The 16,193-nt window shown below is 67.9% G+C and carries 14 protein-coding genes; 2 read left to right on the plus strand and 12 right to left on the minus strand.

Annotated elements, in window-relative coordinates:
* Positions 1 to 33: 33 nt before the first annotated feature.
* The 12 genes from OG329_RS03340 to OG329_RS03395 form a co-directional block, all read right to left on the minus strand.
* Positions 34 to 1,404: an MFS transporter gene (locus OG329_RS03340; protein WP_405792649.1), complete on the minus strand. Its 1,371-nt coding sequence runs from the start codon at positions 1,402 to 1,404 to the stop codon at positions 34 to 36.
* Between the two features lie 691 nt (positions 1,405 to 2,095).
* Complete coding sequence (locus tag OG329_RS03345; protein ID WP_405792651.1) at positions 2,096 to 3,337, minus strand: aminotransferase class I/II-fold pyridoxal phosphate-dependent enzyme; 1,242 nt, start codon at positions 3,335 to 3,337, stop codon at positions 2,096 to 2,098.
* 112 nt (positions 3,338 to 3,449) lie between these two features.
* Positions 3,450 to 4,004: a 4'-phosphopantetheinyl transferase superfamily protein gene (locus OG329_RS03350; RefSeq protein ID WP_405792653.1), complete on the minus strand. Its 555-nt coding sequence runs from the start codon at positions 4,002 to 4,004 to the stop codon at positions 3,450 to 3,452.
* A 29-nt stretch (positions 4,005 to 4,033) separates the two neighbouring features.
* A complete protein-coding gene (locus OG329_RS03355; RefSeq protein WP_405792655.1) occupies positions 4,034 to 4,285 on the minus strand; it encodes a hypothetical protein in 252 nt (83 codons plus the stop codon).
* Positions 4,278 to 5,144 carry an alpha/beta fold hydrolase gene (locus OG329_RS03360; RefSeq protein ID WP_405792657.1) on the minus strand — a complete coding sequence of 289 codons (867 nt, stop codon included), beginning with the start codon at positions 5,142 to 5,144 and terminating at the stop codon, positions 4,278 to 4,280. Before OG329_RS03360 ends, OG329_RS03355 begins: the two co-directional genes overlap by 8 nt.
* Positions 5,131 to 6,132, minus strand: a complete 1,002-nt coding sequence (locus OG329_RS03365; RefSeq protein ID WP_405792658.1) for an NAD(P)H-dependent flavin oxidoreductase — start codon at positions 6,130 to 6,132, stop codon at positions 5,131 to 5,133. The genes OG329_RS03360 and OG329_RS03365 overlap by 14 nt, the downstream gene beginning before the upstream one ends.
* Positions 6,132 to 6,974 carry a hypothetical protein gene (locus OG329_RS03370; RefSeq protein ID WP_405792659.1) on the minus strand — a complete coding sequence of 281 codons (843 nt, stop codon included), beginning with the start codon at positions 6,972 to 6,974 and terminating at the stop codon, positions 6,132 to 6,134. Before OG329_RS03370 ends, OG329_RS03365 begins: the two co-directional genes overlap by 1 nt.
* Complete coding sequence (locus OG329_RS03375; RefSeq protein ID WP_405792661.1) at positions 6,974 to 7,219, minus strand: acyl carrier protein; 246 nt, start codon at positions 7,217 to 7,219, stop codon at positions 6,974 to 6,976. The genes OG329_RS03370 and OG329_RS03375 overlap by 1 nt, the downstream gene beginning before the upstream one ends.
* Positions 7,216 to 8,094: a diiron oxygenase gene (locus tag OG329_RS03380; protein ID WP_405792663.1), complete on the minus strand. Its 879-nt coding sequence runs from the start codon at positions 8,092 to 8,094 to the stop codon at positions 7,216 to 7,218. The genes OG329_RS03375 and OG329_RS03380 overlap by 4 nt, the downstream gene beginning before the upstream one ends.
* Before the next feature lie 39 nt (positions 8,095 to 8,133).
* Positions 8,134 to 9,105: a hypothetical protein gene (locus OG329_RS03385; RefSeq protein WP_405792664.1), complete on the minus strand. Its 972-nt coding sequence runs from the start codon at positions 9,103 to 9,105 to the stop codon at positions 8,134 to 8,136.
* 183 nt (positions 9,106 to 9,288) lie between these two features.
* Positions 9,289 to 11,058, minus strand: coding sequence for a fatty acyl-AMP ligase (locus OG329_RS03390; RefSeq protein ID WP_405792665.1), 1,770 nt, complete (start codon positions 11,056 to 11,058; stop codon positions 9,289 to 9,291).
* Positions 11,059 to 11,367: 309 nt separating this feature from the next.
* A complete protein-coding gene (locus tag OG329_RS03395; RefSeq protein WP_405792667.1) occupies positions 11,368 to 12,366 on the minus strand; it encodes an alpha/beta hydrolase in 999 nt (332 codons plus the stop codon).
* 1,211 nt (positions 12,367 to 13,577) lie between these two features.
* Here OG329_RS03395 and OG329_RS03400 point away from each other — a divergent pair.
* Entirely contained in the window at positions 13,578 to 14,183 is a 606-nt protein-coding gene (locus OG329_RS03400) for a LuxR C-terminal-related transcriptional regulator (protein WP_405792668.1), read from the plus strand.
* Between the two features lie 416 nt (positions 14,184 to 14,599).
* Positions 14,600 to 15,883 carry a cation:proton antiporter gene (locus tag OG329_RS03405; protein ID WP_405792670.1) on the plus strand — a complete coding sequence of 428 codons (1,284 nt, stop codon included), beginning with the start codon at positions 14,600 to 14,602 and terminating at the stop codon, positions 15,881 to 15,883.
* Positions 15,884 to 16,193 lie beyond the last annotated feature (310 nt).

Raw genomic sequence — 16,193 nt, forward strand, 5'->3', positions numbered from 1 at the left:
CAATTCCTACCGGAAGTCTTCTATCACGGGAATTCAGTGTTCTGTGGCGGCACTCGCCGCCTCGGGGCTGCTACGGGGCAGGGCCGCGAGGGCTATGACGACGCCGCCCACCACGATCACCGCACCGATGATCATGCCGAGCGAGTATCCGTCCGTGAGCGCCTCCAACGTGCCGACGTCTCCGGTGCGCGCGTGGGCGGCGGTGCCCAGGGCGGCCAGTCCGAGGGCCGCGCCGATCTGGCGTGAACTGTTGAGCAGCGCCGAGGCGGCGCCCGCCTCGTGAGCCGCCACTCCCCCGGTGCCCAGGGAAGCCATCGGCGCCAGACAGAGCCCGATGCCGATGCTGGCGACGATCGAGGGGCCGAGAACGTCGGAGGCGAACGACCCGTCGGCGGTGAACAGGCTGAACCAGGCGAATCCGATGCCGGTCAGCCCACCGCCGATGGCCAGCACCATCCGGGGTGCGAGGCTGGCGGCCAGCTTGATGGCGAGAACCGAGCCGACGACGACGCCGAGCGCGAACGGCAGAAATTCGACGCCGGTGCGGGCGGGGCCGCTCCCCAGCACGCGCTGGAGGTAGAGGGAGACGAAGTAGAAGGCAGACGCCATGGCGCCGCCGAGCAGGAGAACGAAGAGGTTGGCGCCGGCGACCGAACGGTTGGCGAACAGGCCCAGCCGGATAAGCGGGTCGCGGGACGTGGTCTTCTCGACGTAGAGGAAGACGGCCAAGAGGAGGACGGCGGCGGCCAGGGTGGTGATGGTCGTCGAAGAGGTCCACGGGTGCTGATCGGTGCGAACGACGCCGAACACGAGCAGGCTCATGCCGGCGGTAGCGAGGACGGTACCCAGAATGTCCGGGCGGCCGCGGGTGACCGAGGGCGCGTCGGCGGCGATGCGCCGGGCCAGGATCAACGCGATGACGACCATCGGCACGTTGACGAACATCACCCACTCCCAGCCGGCGTACTCGGTGAGCACACCGCCGATCAGGACGCCGAAGGCGGCACCTGCGGCGTTCACCGCGCTCCACACGCCGAACGCCTTCGCACGTTCCTTGCCGGACGGGAAGGTCGAGGTCAGCAGCGCCAGTGCGGCCGGGGCCAGCATGGCCGCCCCGACGCCCTGACCCGCGCGGGCGCCCACCAGGTGGCCCGGTTCCGTCGCGAAGCCTCCCGCGAGGGAGGCGACACCGAACACGGTGAGACCGATCAGAACTAGTTTCTTACGGCCGAAGAGGTCGGCGATTTTGCCGCCCAGCAGGAGCAGCCCGCCGAAGGTGAGGGCGTAGGCGTGGATGACCCAGGTCAGGCCGACCTCACTGAAGCCCAGGCTCGTGCGGATTTGCGGGAGCCCGACATTCACGACCGAAAGGTCGAGGGACACCATGAACTGCACGACGGCCACTGCGGCAAGCGTGAGTCCCGGCCGGGCCCCTCCGTCGGTGGTTGACGTTCCTTTTAACGAATCCGTATTGGTCACGGCACCTCAGTCCCATTTTTGTCATGCGTGTCGGAGGAGGTTAAGGAAACCATGGTGAAGCTAACATCGAGTCAGTTCACTGTCGAGCAAGTGGCTTGAAATAGAAGCGATTTGAGTAATCGCCATGCGTTGTGTCGGCGGGCCTCAGGAGAGTTGTGCGCGAACCACCCAGTGATGGTCGTGGGGCGGACAGAGCCGGGCGGGCGGAGAAGGCAGCCAGGCGCAGGCATCTGCGGCCAACTCGCCAAGGGTGTACGCCTCCGCCTGCCAGCCGTGCCGACCGAGGAAGCCCCCGAAGTCGTCCGGGCCCGGCCGGAACGCGGACCCCCGGGACTCCGCCGCGTGGGAAGGGCCTCGCCGAGGACACGTGCCAACCCGTCGACGTCAGCGGCTTCGTTCATCTTGTGCAGGTCTCGCAGCTCCACGTCGAGGCTGAACGGATCGAGCTGCGCGACCTGTGCGTTGAATTCCTCGGAGGCGACGTCTATGTGTGTTCCGGAATGCATACGAACCAATCCCCCGTGGCTGTCCCTCGGTCACGTGACTTCGGAGAAGGGCGGCCCGGGCGGGCGACTCCCGTCCGACCGCGGTGGGCTCACCCGCCGCGCGGCGGCAGTCAGCCTCCGGACTGCGCGGAGGCCGCCCGTACGGCCTCGACGATGACGTCACAGGCGAAATCGATGTCCTGCGGGCTGTGGGCGGCCGTCGCGTTCAGGCGCAGGCGGGAGGTGCCGGGGGCCACCGCAGGGGGCAGCGCCGACAGCACGAACACGCCCCGCTCCTGGCAGATCCTCGCCGCTTCCAGGGCGACGTAGTCTTCTCCCAGGATGACGGGAGTGATCGGTCCCGGTACGTTCGGCGGGGTGAAACCCGCAGCTTCCAGACGCTTCCTGAGGTGGTTCGTGTTCCGCTCCAGCATGGAGCGGCGCTGAGCGCCCTCCTCCTGCTGAACCAGGCGCACCGCGGCAAGGCTGGCGGCTGCCGTCATCGGAGATGTCGCGCCGCTGAAAATGTACCCCCGCGTACCGAACCGAAGTGCCGCGATGAGCTCCTCCGAAGCGGCGATGAAACCACCTGCGGCCGGGATGGCTTTGCTGAGGGTTCCCATGACCAGATCGACGGTGTCGGGCAGCCCGTAATAGTCCTGGACGCCCCCTCCGTTGGGCCCGAGCACACCCAGGCTGTGGGCCTCGTCGACGAAGAGCAGGGCGCCGTAGCGCCGGCACAGCTCGGAAACGCCGGGAAGGTCAAGGACGTCCCCGTCCATGCTGAAGACGCCGTCCGCCACGACCATCTTCGTGGAACCCGAGGGCGCCTGGCGCAGCAGATCCTCCAGGTGGCCCACGTCGTTGTGGCGGTAGACGCGTACGGTCGCTCCGGCGTTCTTGGCCGCCATGCATCCGTCGACGATGCTCGCGTGGTTGAGTTCGTCGGAGAGCACCCAGGTACCGGGCTCGACCAGGGCGGACAGTACCGAGTAGTTCGTCAGGAAGCCCGAGCTGAGCACCAGGGCGTCCCCGCGGCCTACCCACGCGGCGATCTCCTGCTCCAGTTGACGGTGAATGTCGAGACTTCCTCCCAGGACCCGTGAGCCGTAGCATCCCGTCCCGAAGAAATCCACCGCCTCCTTCGCCGCCGCGTTGATCCGTTCGTCGCCGAGCAGCCCCAGGTAGTCGTAGGTGGTCAGCACCATCTTCTCGTAGCCGTCACTGAAGGTGGCGCGCACGCCGTCGTACTTGGCGATGGTCCCCTCGTACAGGTGACGGATGTGCCCCACTTTGGGGGACCGTTCCTTCAGGTGACTGATCATGCCGCGCGTCATGCCGGCTATTCGGTCCTGTCCACTGTCGATCGCCATCGATTCCTCCGGTTCGGTGCATTTCGCCATCAGTGAGTCTCTTTTCGTCCTGCGTGTCGGCATGTCGAGAGGGTCCGGACAGCGGTGTGGTCCGGGCGGCCGACTCGGACGTTCATCGCCGTATCGCCACGGCGAACGACAGATCCGCCCCGGAGCGAACCCACACCGGTATCCGCTCGCCGCGGTACGAGGCGACCAACCCCTCGCCGGACCGGCGGAGTTCTGTCCGCCAGAACGTGAAGGCACCGAGGTTCCCGATGCCGCTCAGGGCCTTGAACGCCGCTTCCTTCGCGGCGAACAGATCGCGTGCGGTGTACTCCCCGTGCGGTACGAGGAGCGTGCCGCGCTCCCGCTCCCGCAGGACGAACTGGGCGATGCGAGGAGTGAGGGCGCTGTTCTCGATATCGATGCCGACCGCCTCGGCCCCGGGGACCACCACCGCGACCGCCCAGCACTCGGTGTGGGAGATGGAGCCGGCGAATCCCTCAGGGAAGCGCGGCCTTCCGTCGTGTTCGCGGGGGACGGTCCGGTCCGCCGAGCCTGCGGACGCGAGGGCCGCGGCCGCCGCGCGGCGCCCCGCCGAAGACTGCTGGGCCGGTCCGTAGGGGGGAGCCACCGGCCGGAACACGGCCGTCGCCCCCGGACCGACGCCCTCGGGCGGGCCCATCCCGCCGCCACCGGGCGCCCCTGCGGCCTTCAGCTCCGCAGGGCCAGGACGTGACGCGACAGTGAGTCGATCGAGCGCAGCACCTCCGGCTCGACGTCGTCGTCCCACTCGAACCCGAACGCGTCCTCCAACGCGACCAGCAGGCTCACCAGTCCGGTGGACGGCAGCCCGGCCTCACGCAGGGACACCGAGCCCGGGAGGCCGGCGAAGCGCTCGTCGCCGAACAGTTCGGCCAGCAGCCCGCGAACACGCTGCTGAAGCTCGGCTTCCACGTCAGGCACGCGATTCCACTTCCTCCACGAACTCGGCGACGAGCGTCTCGAAGAGTTCGGGATCGTCGAGGAAGGGCATGTGTCCGGCTCCCGGAATGATCGCGCAGCGCCCGTCGGGGAACAGCGCGGCGACCTCGTGGCCGCGCTGTGTGCTCAGGAGCATGTCGTCGTCCCCGAGAACGAGCAGGGAGGGCGCAGCCACCTGGGACAGCAGCGTGGAGCTGGGGTCGCCCGTCTGGACGAGACCTATGCCGTTGGTGATCTGATCGGGAGTGGACATCGCCAGGAAGCTCTCCCGGAGCCCGAGGAATCCCGGTGTGCCGCCTTCCTCGTTCATCTGCCCGCTGACCACCGCCGGGTAGATGTGGTTGTACAGGGCGGCCATGCCACTGCTCTGCAGCGTCTGCAGCATCGCACGGTTGAACTGCCGGTGACGCCTCATGCTCTTGAGGCCGAAGACCGGCCCGGCCAGCACGAGGCCCTTGACCCGGTCCGGGTGTGCGAGCGCCAGATCCCTGGCGAGCTGGCAGGAGGCGGACGTGGCGACCAGGTACGTCGCGTCGATCCCCAGCGCGTCGAGCAGCCCGATCACGTCCGCCGCGTGCTCCTTCCAGGTCGGCTCCTGGCCGAGGCGTACCGATGCGCCGTGGTTGGCCAGGTCGTAGCTCACGATGCGGTGGTTCTTCGCCAGTACCTGGGTGTGCGACCGCCAGAACGGGGCGGTTACGAAGAAGTTGTTGAGCATCGTGATGGCCGGGCCATCACCGCTGGACTCGTAGTAGAGCTCGACGCCCTCCCTGGTGCGTATGCGGGGGGCGTCCTCGCGGTACGTCAGGTCGTACGGCTCCTGGGTTTCACTGTCCGACACGGGTTTCCGTCCTCTTCTGGGTTTCTGTGGTCCGCGGACTCCGCAGCGCGCCCGCGTACACGGCTACGACGTCCGCCGCGGAGGCTTCGGCGGAGACCTCGGTGCAGGACTGGCCGCAGTACAGCGCCATCTCCTCAATGCGTCCGCTGGTCGCCTCGGTCGGTACGGCCGCGCTGAAACGCGGTACCAAATAGGGCTTCTCCTCGACCACCGTGCGGCCGATGAACTTCTTGGGCTGACCCGGATCCGCAGTCACGGCCGTCGCCAGCACCCGGTGCCGGCGGCCGGGCCACCCGATCTCGTAGACATCGGTGATCACGGTGTCGCTCGCGTCGGCCGCGATCACGGCCGATTTGAAGTAGCCGTGCGCGCGCGACTCGTGGGCGACGACGAAGGCGGTGCCGAGGAGGACTCCGTCGGCTCCGGCGGCGACGGCCCGCTCGGCCTCGGCCGGTCCGCCGATGCCGCCCGCGGCGACGAGGCAGGCATCGGGCAGCCGGTCGCGCAGTGCGGCGACCAGTTCGTCGCGCCTGGACGTGCCGAGCAGGTGCCCACCGGCTTCGATGCCCTGGGCCACCACCACGGCGCCGTGGCCGGCCGCGTGCACGCCGTCCTCAACGGTTCCCACCTGCACCACCGTCCGTCGGCCCGCCGCGGCGACCCGCTCGAACACGGCGCCCTCGGGCATGCCGAACAGGGACACGTACACGTGGTCCGGCGTCTCGGCCAGCACCTGCGCCACCTGCCGGTCGAGCTCCTCGGGCCCGACCACTTCGGGGATCAGGTTCACACCGACGGGCCGGTCCGTGCCCCTGACCAGGCGTTCCAGTACGGCCGACAGCGCTTCGCCGGCCAGCTTGTACCCACCCACGCAGCCCGCCGCTCCGGCATTGGAGACCGCGCAGGCGAGTTCTGCCCCGGCGACACCTCCCATGCCCGACTGCAGCAGGCTCACCCGCGTCCCGAGCACCGCCGCGGCGGAGCCCATCAGCGGATGCTCTCGAGCGCGGCCACCGCCGCGGCAGTGGTGCCGAACCGGTCGGTCAGGGTGTGCACCCAGCGCTCCATGCCGAACGCGAGGCAGCTGGTGTGCGCTGTGTCCTCGCCGACCTGGATCTCGCAGCGCTCGCCGAAAAAGTTCCGGTGATAGTTGACGGAGCCGATCGCCAGGCCGTTGACGACGAACTCCTCCTTGACCGGGAACAGGCGCTGCATCTTCGCCTTGCTACCGTTCTTGTCGAAGAACGGGTCGGTGGCGACCTCCAGCTCGCAGTCCAGGCCGAGTTCGGCGCACAGACCCGTCACGGCCTCCTTGGCGCGGACCAGGTGCTCCTTCGCCGCCTGCTCGGAGCCGATGCAGACGATCTCCCGCATAGTGAATCCGAGCAGTCGCTGGAGGCCCTGGTAGTGGTCCTCGTTGCGGAAGCACGTACCGCTCGTCGTCCGCAGCGCGCCCCCTGCGGGCAGCGAGGATCCGGCCAGGTCAAGGTAGATGGAGTAGCAGGACGCCGAGGGCAGCGCGAATGCGGTCGGCTCCATGACCTCGGCGGGCATCCGACCGACGGGCCGGGGGGTCTCCTTCAACAGGGCGTTCAGACGGTGGGGGTCGAGGCGGACCGCGGTGAGTCCCAGGTGCGGGAAGTTGTCGTAGTAGTCGAACGTGTCGAGGTCCTGGCAGCGCATCAGGAACGGGAACCGGAACTCCGGGGCGCCCCAAGTGTCGGCCCACCGCAGGACCAGTGCGTCGAACGCCCTCAGCAGCCGCAACTGCTCCGCGTCGAGGACTCCCAGACCGTTGTCGGTCGCGCTCTTGGCCGTCTCTGTCGTCATCACACCGCTTCCTTCGTGAAGAATTCAGCCTCGATCGCGTCGAGCGTGCGGAAGTCGTCCAGGTCCACGTCCTCCGGATCGATCGGCTCGCCTGTGAGCTCCTCCAGCAGGAAGATGAACTCGACGAACGCGAGCGAGTTGATGGCCCGGCTGTCGATCAGATCCAGATCGTGGGGCAGGTCGTCCAGCTTGGGGTTCCGGCTCAGGATGAACTCCCTCAGCGCCTGCATCGATTCGGCCGTCACTTGATCAGCTCCTTGCCTACGCCGGCTTTCGACAGGAACTTCCTCGTCCTCTTCAGTACCTGGTCGTGCGCTTCGGCCCGGGCTGGGTGCTCCATCGCACGGCGTCGCAGCGCCAGCGCGTCCGGGATGCCGGCGTCGCGGTAGGCAGCCGGGTTGTAGAGGGTCGCGATGCTGTACTGGAGGTAGCTTTCCAAATACTCGGCGATCACCGGCATTTCGTCCGGATCGTTCTTGGACACCTGGCCGAGCAGGTTGGTGAAGATCATCCGGCCGAATGCGACGTGCCGGCTCTCGTCCTGGTGGTGCACCCGGTTGATCTCTCGGGCGATGTGCGGCAGCGACTGGTCGGTCGCCATGTACGCGTTGTAGTAGTCGACGATCTCCTCGAAGATCAGGATGCGCGCGAACACGATGAGTTCGCGGGCCACCGTCGACAGGTGCTCCACCGAGTCGGCCTTCAGCGTCGGCTGCGCCGGGTACAGCTTGCCGCCGTAGCGCAGGCAGAACTGCGCGAAGAACCACATGTGCTCGTTCTCCTCACCGATGAAGTGGTGAAGGAACTCCGAGACATCCGCGTACGCCCGGTCGTGGATGCGCATCACGACTTCGCTCAGCAGTTCGCGGATTCCGTGGATATTGAGGCTGAAGAAGTTGATGGCCTCGTACCGGGTCAGCGCGATCTGCTGCTCACGTGTGAGCTCGTCCCACATGGGAGTACCGGCCAGCGTAGTGAGGTTCTCGCTCATCCACGGCATATCCGGCTCGATCTTCTCGGGCCAGTCGAAAATTGTGTAGGGGTTGTAGTAGCCGGATTCGGCCATGCTTTCCAGCCTGTCCAACTCAAGCACAACAGGTTCGATCTTGGGTGCTGCCATTTACTCGCCCTTCCACACAGTGACGTGAACAGTTCTGCGTCAACGAGCCGATCGGATGTCCGCACGAACATGGACCGGCACCTGCGAGCCGCATTCGTGGCAGCCGAAGGAGGCATTTCCCGAAGCGGTGGACTGGATCACCTTGTTGTACGTCGACCCGAGGCACAGGTCCTGGAATTCCTTGGTATCCGGGGACAGCCGTGCGGCCAACTGCGCCTTGGCGATGTCCACGCTCTTGAGGACTCCGTCCTCGTCCTCCACCTCCACGCACGCGTGCGGCAGGTCGAGCGCGCCGCCGAGCACTCCGCAGAACCAGCCCCGCTTCGCCTCGGCGCGGTACCCGGCCTCGCGGAACCGCTCGGCCAGCAGCAGACTCGCGGCGATACAGCTGGTCGCGCCCAGCTCGTGCACCAGCCGGTAGTCCGCCTGCATGGCGACCGGGATCATCTGCCAGCGGTAGCCGGAGTCGAGGTAGTCGCGGGTCAGGGTGCGCAGCTCGGGCGAGACCAGAGGGGTGCGGGCACCCGTCGTGGTGACCGTCGCCGCGTACTCGGCCGACCCAGGGCCGGGCGCGGGATGCCCACCGCCGGCGACGCTCCCGCCGAAGCGGGCCACGTCGGGCGCCTCGAAGCGCCAGGGCGCACTTCCCTCGCAGTGGGTGCACTCCAGGTGGACGCGGAAGTCCCACGACTTCGGGCGCAGCAGGCTGTCGAGAGAACGGCCCGCAAACCGGAAGAGCATACGGAACGTCAACTCTGGTTGCGTATTCGTCTTCTGTGAATACATCCCGAGGTTGTACAGGTCGTTCATGTCGAAGTAGCGCACTCCATCGCGTTCTTCGAACGGAAGGGATGCTTCGACGAGCGTGTCGATGTCGGCGGCTTCGCCGCGCAGCAGCTCCCGCGCCACGGTCTCCGATTCGGTTTTTCTGGAGTACTCGGAGGGGACGAATTCAATGGTGTCCGCCACCTTCTCCCAGGGTATGCCCGGATTCTCGGTACGGTCTGACACGGGTTACCCCTCCAGCACGACGAACGCAAAATGGATTGGGGGTCCGCCCTGTGTGGCTGTCACCCCTCGACATCCGGCCAATTCCCCGGAACGGGCTAGACGGTACCAGTCTGCAATTGGCTTGCAACAGGCGGTTTCCACACACGCCCCCATGCGTTTTGCATACAGGAAATCCACGCCCTCCTATGCCTTTCCGGCCGCGGTTGTGACCCCTGCGGCCACGATCCGCAACTCGCCTCTCTCATAGCGCCGCTTGCACTCCCGCCGCTGTACCTTGCCGCTGGAGGTCTTGGGCAGCGCCCCGCGCCGTACCAACACGATGTCGTCCGGCGTGATCCGGTGTCCGCTGCGCACGGCGTCGTACACCCGCGCGCGCACGGCCGCCGCGCCCGTGGAGTTGAGGAGCCGACCGTCCGCCTCCACAACGAGCACGAGCCTTTCCGACAGCCCGTCGTCGGTGGAGAAGGCGCCCACGCTGTTCGGATGCAGACCCGGCACGGCGCGTTCGGCGGTCAGTTCGAAGTCCTGTGGGTAGTGATTGCGGCCCTTGCGGACGATGAGGTCCTTCAGGCGTCCGGCGACGTACAACTCGCCGCCGTGCATGAAGCCGAGATCACCGGTGCGCAGATGCGGCCGGTCGGGAGCGTCCTCACCCGTCAGACGCGCACGGAAGGTCTCCTCGGTCTCCTCGGCCCGGCCCAGGTAGCCGGCCGCCGTGCAGGGGCCGTCGATCCAGATCTCGCCGACGCGCCCCTCGGGCAACGCACGCCGGGTGACGGGGTCCACGATCCGCACCCGGGTGCGGCCCGACGCGCTGCCGTTGCCGACCAGCGGAACGGCCCCGTCCGCGGCTTCGGAGGCGAGCCGCACGATGCCTTCGGCCAGTGCTTCGGCGGAGACCCAGAGCACGGTGGGCTCCTGGCCCGCGCCGGAGGCGGTGGTCTTGAGCGTGTTCTCCGCCAGCCCGTAACCGGGCGACATGGACCGGGAGTTGAAGCCGTACGGCGCGAACGCCTCGGTGAAGGACCGGATGGCGGCCCAGCGCACCGGCTCGGCGCCGTTGGCCGCCGTCCGCCAGCGCGACAGATCACCGATGCCCTCGGCCTTGCCGTCCGCGGCGGCGCGCGCACACAGCTCGTAGGCGAAACTGGGCCCCGCGGAGTGCGTTCCGCCGAACCGGGCGATGGCTTCGAGCCAACGGGCCGGACGGCGGATGAAGGTCTCGGGCGCCATCAGGTAAGAGGGGATGCCCGCCCACAGGGGCATGACGATGCCGAAAAGCATGCCCATGTCGTGGAAGAGGGGCAGCCAGTTCACCACGGTGCCGTCGGGCCCGCACGGAAACGCCTCGTCGGTCTCGGCCGCGTTGGCGAGGAAGTTGGCGTGGGTGACCATCACGCCCTTGGGGCTCCCGGTCGAACCGGACGTGTACTGCAGCAGCGCGGTGTCCCCGGGGCCCGGTGGCGCCGGCTCGGTGGCCTCCGAGTCGTACGCGAGGGTGTCGGTGGCCAGCAGGGTGAGTCCGGCCAGGGCCGGCAGGCCGCCGAAGTTCTCCTGGAGGTCGCGAACCGCCTCGGCGGTGGTCAGGACGGTCGAGGCGCCGGCGTCGTCGGCTATCCGACGCATCCGTTCCACCTCTTCACGGCGCCTGGGCACCTGTACGGGTGCCCCGGCCACCCGCCCGTACATGCACCCCAGGACGGTCCGTACGAACTCCAGCCCGGTGGGGTACATGATCAGGGCGCTGCGGCCCGCGAGCCCCTCGGCCGCGAAGGCGGCGGCCCGCGGCCCGGCGAGGTCGTGGAGTTCGCGGTAGGTGAGGACCTCGTGTGGTACCTCACCATCGCGCAGATGGACGAAGGCGATCTCGTCCGGCTGTTTCTCGCTGCGTAACCGCAGGGCGTCGGGAACGGTACGCACGTCTGCGGTCGGCTGCGGTCCGGTACGGCTCACGGTGAGGATCTCCTTGTCGGCCCGTCGTACACGGGAGTTCGGCGATAGGGGCTCGGAACCGCGGTGCTCGCCCGCGACCGCGGAGGCGGCCGGGCGCCCTGCGGCGGCCACCGGCGGGCGGTGGGGCTCGCGGTGCCTGCGGTTCGCGTACGCGGGCCGCGCGGGGCCGGTGCGGTCGGGAAACGATGCTGATCGGGTGGCGGGGACCCGCTCCCGGATGGCACAGAGGTCGGGCTGTGACCCGCGGCGATCCCGTCGCGGGCGTGCACTGCCGGTCGGAACCGGCCCCGGCGGGGCCGTCGAGTGGCCTCAGGCCGATGGCGTCGCGACAGGGGGGGCGGGGGCGGTCGGGTCGCTCGTTCCGGAGCCCGGGGCCGCGTGCGGCAGTGCCGCTGCACCCGTCAGGGTCCTCTCCAGCGCGTCCAGCACCGCGGTGGTCGCCTCCGCGGCCGCCGGGACGACACCGGCGAGAAGCAGGTATCCGTGCACCAGGCCCGAACCCTCCAGGTGCTCCACCGCGACGCCGGCCGCAGCCAGCCGGGCTGCCAGTTCGACCCCGTCGTCGTGCAGCGGATCGAATTCTGCGGTGCCGACCACCGTGGGCGGCAGCCCGCTCAGGTCGCCGCGGAGCAGGTCGATCGCCGGATCGCTCCAGTGCAGTGGATCCGGCACGTACTGCTCGTAGTACCACCGCAGATCGTCGACGTCCGTCAGGTACCCCGAGCCGTAGGCGCGCATCGAGGGTGACTTCATGTCCGGGTCGGCCGGCGGGTATACCAGCATCTGGGCGCTGAAGTCGGCGCTCCCGTGGTCGCGTTGGTGCAGGGCGATCCCCACGGCCAGGGCCGCCCCCGCACTGTCGCCGGCGATCACGTGCGCCCGCCCGGGGAACGTTCCGGCGGCCCATTCCGCCGCGACGATGCCGTCCTGGAGGGGGCCGGGGTAGGGGTGCTCCGGCGCACGCCGGTAGTCGACGGAGACCACGACCGCCCCGAGGAAGGCGGCGATGCGACGGCACACCACATCGTGCGTGTCGACGTCGCCGACGGTCCAGCCCCCGCCGTGCAGGTACGTCACGAGGCGGCCGCGGTCGGCGACCGGCCGGTACGTGCGCACGCCGAAGCTGCCGCCCGATCCGTCGATCTGCTGATCCGTCACCGCGCCGACGGGTGCCGTCGCCGCGTCACGGTGTGTGTTCGCCGCGCCTTCGGCGTACCGCCGACGCACCTGGTCGACCGTAAGCGTGCGCGCCGGGGCTTGGGGTTCGACCGCCTGCCAGTGGATCAGGGCTCGGATGAAGCGGTCCATGGGCACGAGACTCTCCTCGGGGGTCACACCAGCCGGGTGGTGTGCGGATTCAGACCCGTACGGTCCCGGTTCGCCGGGTGGGGCGCGTCGGACCGTACGGTCGCGTCGACCGTGACGAAGGCGGGCAGGACACCGTCATTCGGGACCGCGCACCGGGCGCGGTGCGAACGGGCGGAGGATCACCGGGAACCCGAACGCGTGAGTGCGGCGGCGCCGAATCGCGGCGACGTGCACCGTGCGGAGCGAATCGGACGTGCCGAGGTCGCGGGAACGGCGGAGAGGCCGAACACCGGGAATCGGCCAGATGTCGGCGTGATTGCGTTCTGGCCCGGGTCGCCGGATGGCGAACGTTGATCGGATGACCCCACGCTACAACGCCCACCCCACCCGCTCTCATATGCAGTTCTCACGACTTGCGGTTAATGCTGCACGCGCCGGAGGGACGCCCGCACGACTGGCGAGTAACAACCTGTTTCAGCCCTCGATCTGCGCCCATTGGCCTAGGATGAAGACCGACCGGTTTTGCAACCCCCAGTCGATCGGAGGCACGGCGGGGGTCGCGACGCCGGCCTTCCACGGCCTCCGCCGGGTTCGGCGGAGGATGCCGCTCACTCGGCGGCAGGCCGAGCCACTCTTTACCTTTCAACAAAACATTGCGGCAGGCACGCCCGGCGCATGGGTGAAGGAGACTTCATTCGGCATACGCCCGATTCGGAAGTGATCAAGTTCCACAGGTGACGCCTGTGCACTGTGTGACGAGAGTGACAATCAGCGGGACCACCACTAACGTGGCCTGCACTGACGGATAGAAGAACCGGGGGATAGACACTCATGGAATATAATATTCCACTTTCTCAGGAGCTCCGCCTCTCCGTCCGGATTCGGACGTAGCAGAGGAAGTTCGATCACTCCAGAACGCCGAAAGAACAGTGCGACTTCCGGCGTCCGCACCCCTCACGAAGGCCGCCGCGAGGCGCTTCCGTTTAGCGTACTCGCCCTTGCATTCAATGCATTGTGTCCGTTTCACCGGGTTTAGCAGCCGCGCCAATAAAGCATTGCGCCTTCGCACACCAGTGTTACTCTCAGCGCGGGCTACTGTCGCCGATCGGATCGACACGGGCTCGAAGAGCGGCGAGCTTTCACAGTGGCGCCGAGAAGGGCTGAAGGCCCGATGGGTCGGCTGATGATCGAAAAACTACGTTGGGGGACGAGTGAAAATCGATGTATTCATGTCCGATAGCCTGCATTTATCACGCTTCGGGCTAACAGCACTGCTGGAGCGGCACGAAGACATCCGAGTCGTCGGATCGGCGGATGACAATCTCAGCGCACTGGAGTTCGCCGAGTTACACAGCCCCGATGTGGTGCTCCTCAGCTTAGAGGGCGCGGACAGCGACGCCATCGCCATAGCCGAAACAATCGCCAGCCTCCCGAACTGTCGAAGCATGCTGCTCGTCACTGCTTCCACCCGGTCGATCGTGCGGCAGGCATTTGCCGCCGGCATCGGTGGCGTCGTCGATCGAGGCATGCGCCCCCGCCAGTTCTTCGAAGCCATCCACCGTGTTCATCAGGGGGAAAGAGTCTTCGACGCGGAGCTGACGGTCGCCGCTCTGGTCAATGAAGACTGCCCACTCACGGCGAGAGAATTCTCCGTCCTCGAGAATATCGCTCGCGGCGACACGATCGACGAGATCGCAGCGCGTCTGCACCTCTCCCGAGGAACTGTACGCAATTACCTCTCGTCCGTAGTAGCGAAGTTGCACGCGCGTAACCGTATCGACGCACTGCGGATAGCTCAGAAATCCAACTGGATCTGACCCTAGTTCCGCGCTCGCCGGGGCAGGCCTGCGAACGCCTGCGGCAGAAAGCTTCCCAGGCCGCCCCGCTCCGCCCGGCGGACTCCGCTTCTCGGACTCCGCCGTTGAGCCACGCTGATCCAACTCCCCGCCCGGGCCTTCCCGCCCCGGCCCGTCGCGCACGGGGGCGCCGGCTCCCGATCACACTCGACGCCCCGCTGCGCCGGGCCGGGCCTCCTCCTCCCCTGCCCGGAGACCTCTCCCATGCTCCGCCCGTCTTTCCCGGGCTGAGCCCTTCACGCATACACGCATAAAAGCGCTTCGTATGCGCAGGTCATGCCGGGGCCAGGGGGCTCCACGCGTCGGCCCGCCTCCCCCAGCCGTTCCATGACAGGACATCCACGAAGGGCTGCACTCCCATGGAAGCAACAGAGGTCTTGACAAGTACATTGCATGTACTGGCGGCGCTGGCCGCCGTGCTGCTCCTGGCCCTCGCGGGACGGACCTTCGCCCGGTGGCTACGGCAGCCGGAAGTCGTCGGGGAGGTCACGGTCGGGCTGCTGATCGGGCCCATCGTGCTCGCGCTGTCCGACCGCGAGCTGTTCGACGCGCTGCTGCCCCCCGCCGTGTTCGATGTCCTGAAACTGGTCGGCCAGACCGGACTCGTGCTCTATCTGGTCGGCCTCGCCCACAAGTTGCGACTGGGCGCGGACGGCCCTTCGAAGCGCACCCTTTCCGCCCTCGTCGGCGGCGCTTTCACGCTGCCCCTCGTCACGGGGCCGGCGCTGGTGGGCATCATCATGCTCACCGACGACCAGGGAGCCCGTGGCGACGCGTCACTTCCCGCGCTCCTCCTCATGGTCGCGGTGGCCATGTCCATCACCGCGGTTCCCGTCCTGTCCCGCATCCTCAGCGACCGAGGCATGAGCGACACGGTCGAGGGCCGGTTCTCCCTGGCCTCCGCCGTGGCCATGGATGGCCTCGGCTGGATCATGCTCACCCTCGCCATCGGGCTCGGCGCGGGCAGCCTGGCGGGGCTGGGCGAGTCCGGCATCGCGCTGCTCGTGGGCGGCGGCGGCGCGTTGCTGCTGCGCCTGGCTCTGCATACCGGGACCGCGCGCCGACTGTGCGTGCGGCTGCCGAAGACGTCTGCGGTCGCCGTCGGCGCCGCCGCCGTGGGTATCGCGTACCTGACCGAGCACCTGGGCATGACCGCCATCGTCGGCGCCGCGATGGCCGGCCTGGCGATCACCGGTGACACCATGGCCGTATGGGCCGGCCCGGTGGCTGCCGTCTCGCGAGCCGGGCGGGCCCTGACGCCCGTCTTCTTCGTGGTCACCGGTGTCACCGTGCTCATCGGCACGTTCTCCGCCGCGTCCTGGGTGCTGGTCGCCTCCACGTTGGCGCTGGGCTGCACGGGGAAGCTGGTCGGCGGCTACCTCGGGGCCCGCCTGGGAGGCATGAGTCCCGGTTCGGCCTACCGGATCGGGGCCCTGATGAACACCCGGGGCCTGACCGAACTGATCGTGCTGGAGGCCGGGCACCGCGCGGGAATCCTGTCCTCGGAACTGGTCCTGGCCCTGATAGTGATGGCCCTGGGTACCACCGCGATGACGGGACCGCTGCTCAGTCTCATCGACCGCGTCGAGCGGCGTCGTGGTGTCCTGCCGGCCGACCCGGCGGCCTCCCGTCCCATGGCGACGGAGAGCAGCATTCCCTGACCGGCACCCGACCGGCACCGGCACAGCCAAGAAGTCCGACAAAGGACGGCCGATCACGACGTGGAAAATTCACAGAAGGTGGTGTGACACTAATATCGCACAGGTGGCGCACCTGCCGATATCGTGAACGAGCATAGGCGCGGCGATAAATCCTGATTGACGGTTCAGGCCACCGGACAGGGTTGCCAATGGAGGAATTTCTCGGCTAGCGTCCCTCTCTGGTTCTTCGCCATAATTTCCGAAACTTCGACCGCCGAGCCGCCGACACTCGAAGTTTTCCGCCTCATGCCTCTCCAGGCGCCGCATAGGA

Source organism: Streptomyces sp. NBC_01506, assembly GCF_045040295.1.
Lineage (GTDB): Bacteria > Actinomycetota > Actinomycetes > Streptomycetales > Streptomycetaceae > Streptomyces.

Coding starts and splice junctions, on each gene's coding strand:
- OG329_RS03350 (WP_405792653.1), bottom strand. CDS start 4,004: ATGGGCCCGCCCGAGGGCGTCGGTCCGGGGGCGACGGCCGTGTTCCGG.
- OG329_RS03370 (WP_405792659.1), bottom strand. CDS start 6,974: ATGACGACAGAGACGGCCAAGAGCGCGACCGACAACGGTCTGGGAGTC.
- OG329_RS03395 (WP_405792667.1), bottom strand. CDS start 12,366: ATGGACCGCTTCATCCGAGCCCTGATCCACTGGCAGGCGGTCGAACCC.
- OG329_RS03345 (WP_405792651.1), bottom strand. CDS start 3,337: ATGGCGATCGACAGTGGACAGGACCGAATAGCCGGCATGACGCGCGGC.
- OG329_RS03365 (WP_405792658.1), bottom strand. CDS start 6,132: ATGGGCTCCGCCGCGGCGGTGCTCGGGACGCGGGTGAGCCTGCTGCAG.
- OG329_RS03380 (WP_405792663.1), bottom strand. CDS start 8,094: ATGGCAGCACCCAAGATCGAACCTGTTGTGCTTGAGTTGGACAGGCTG.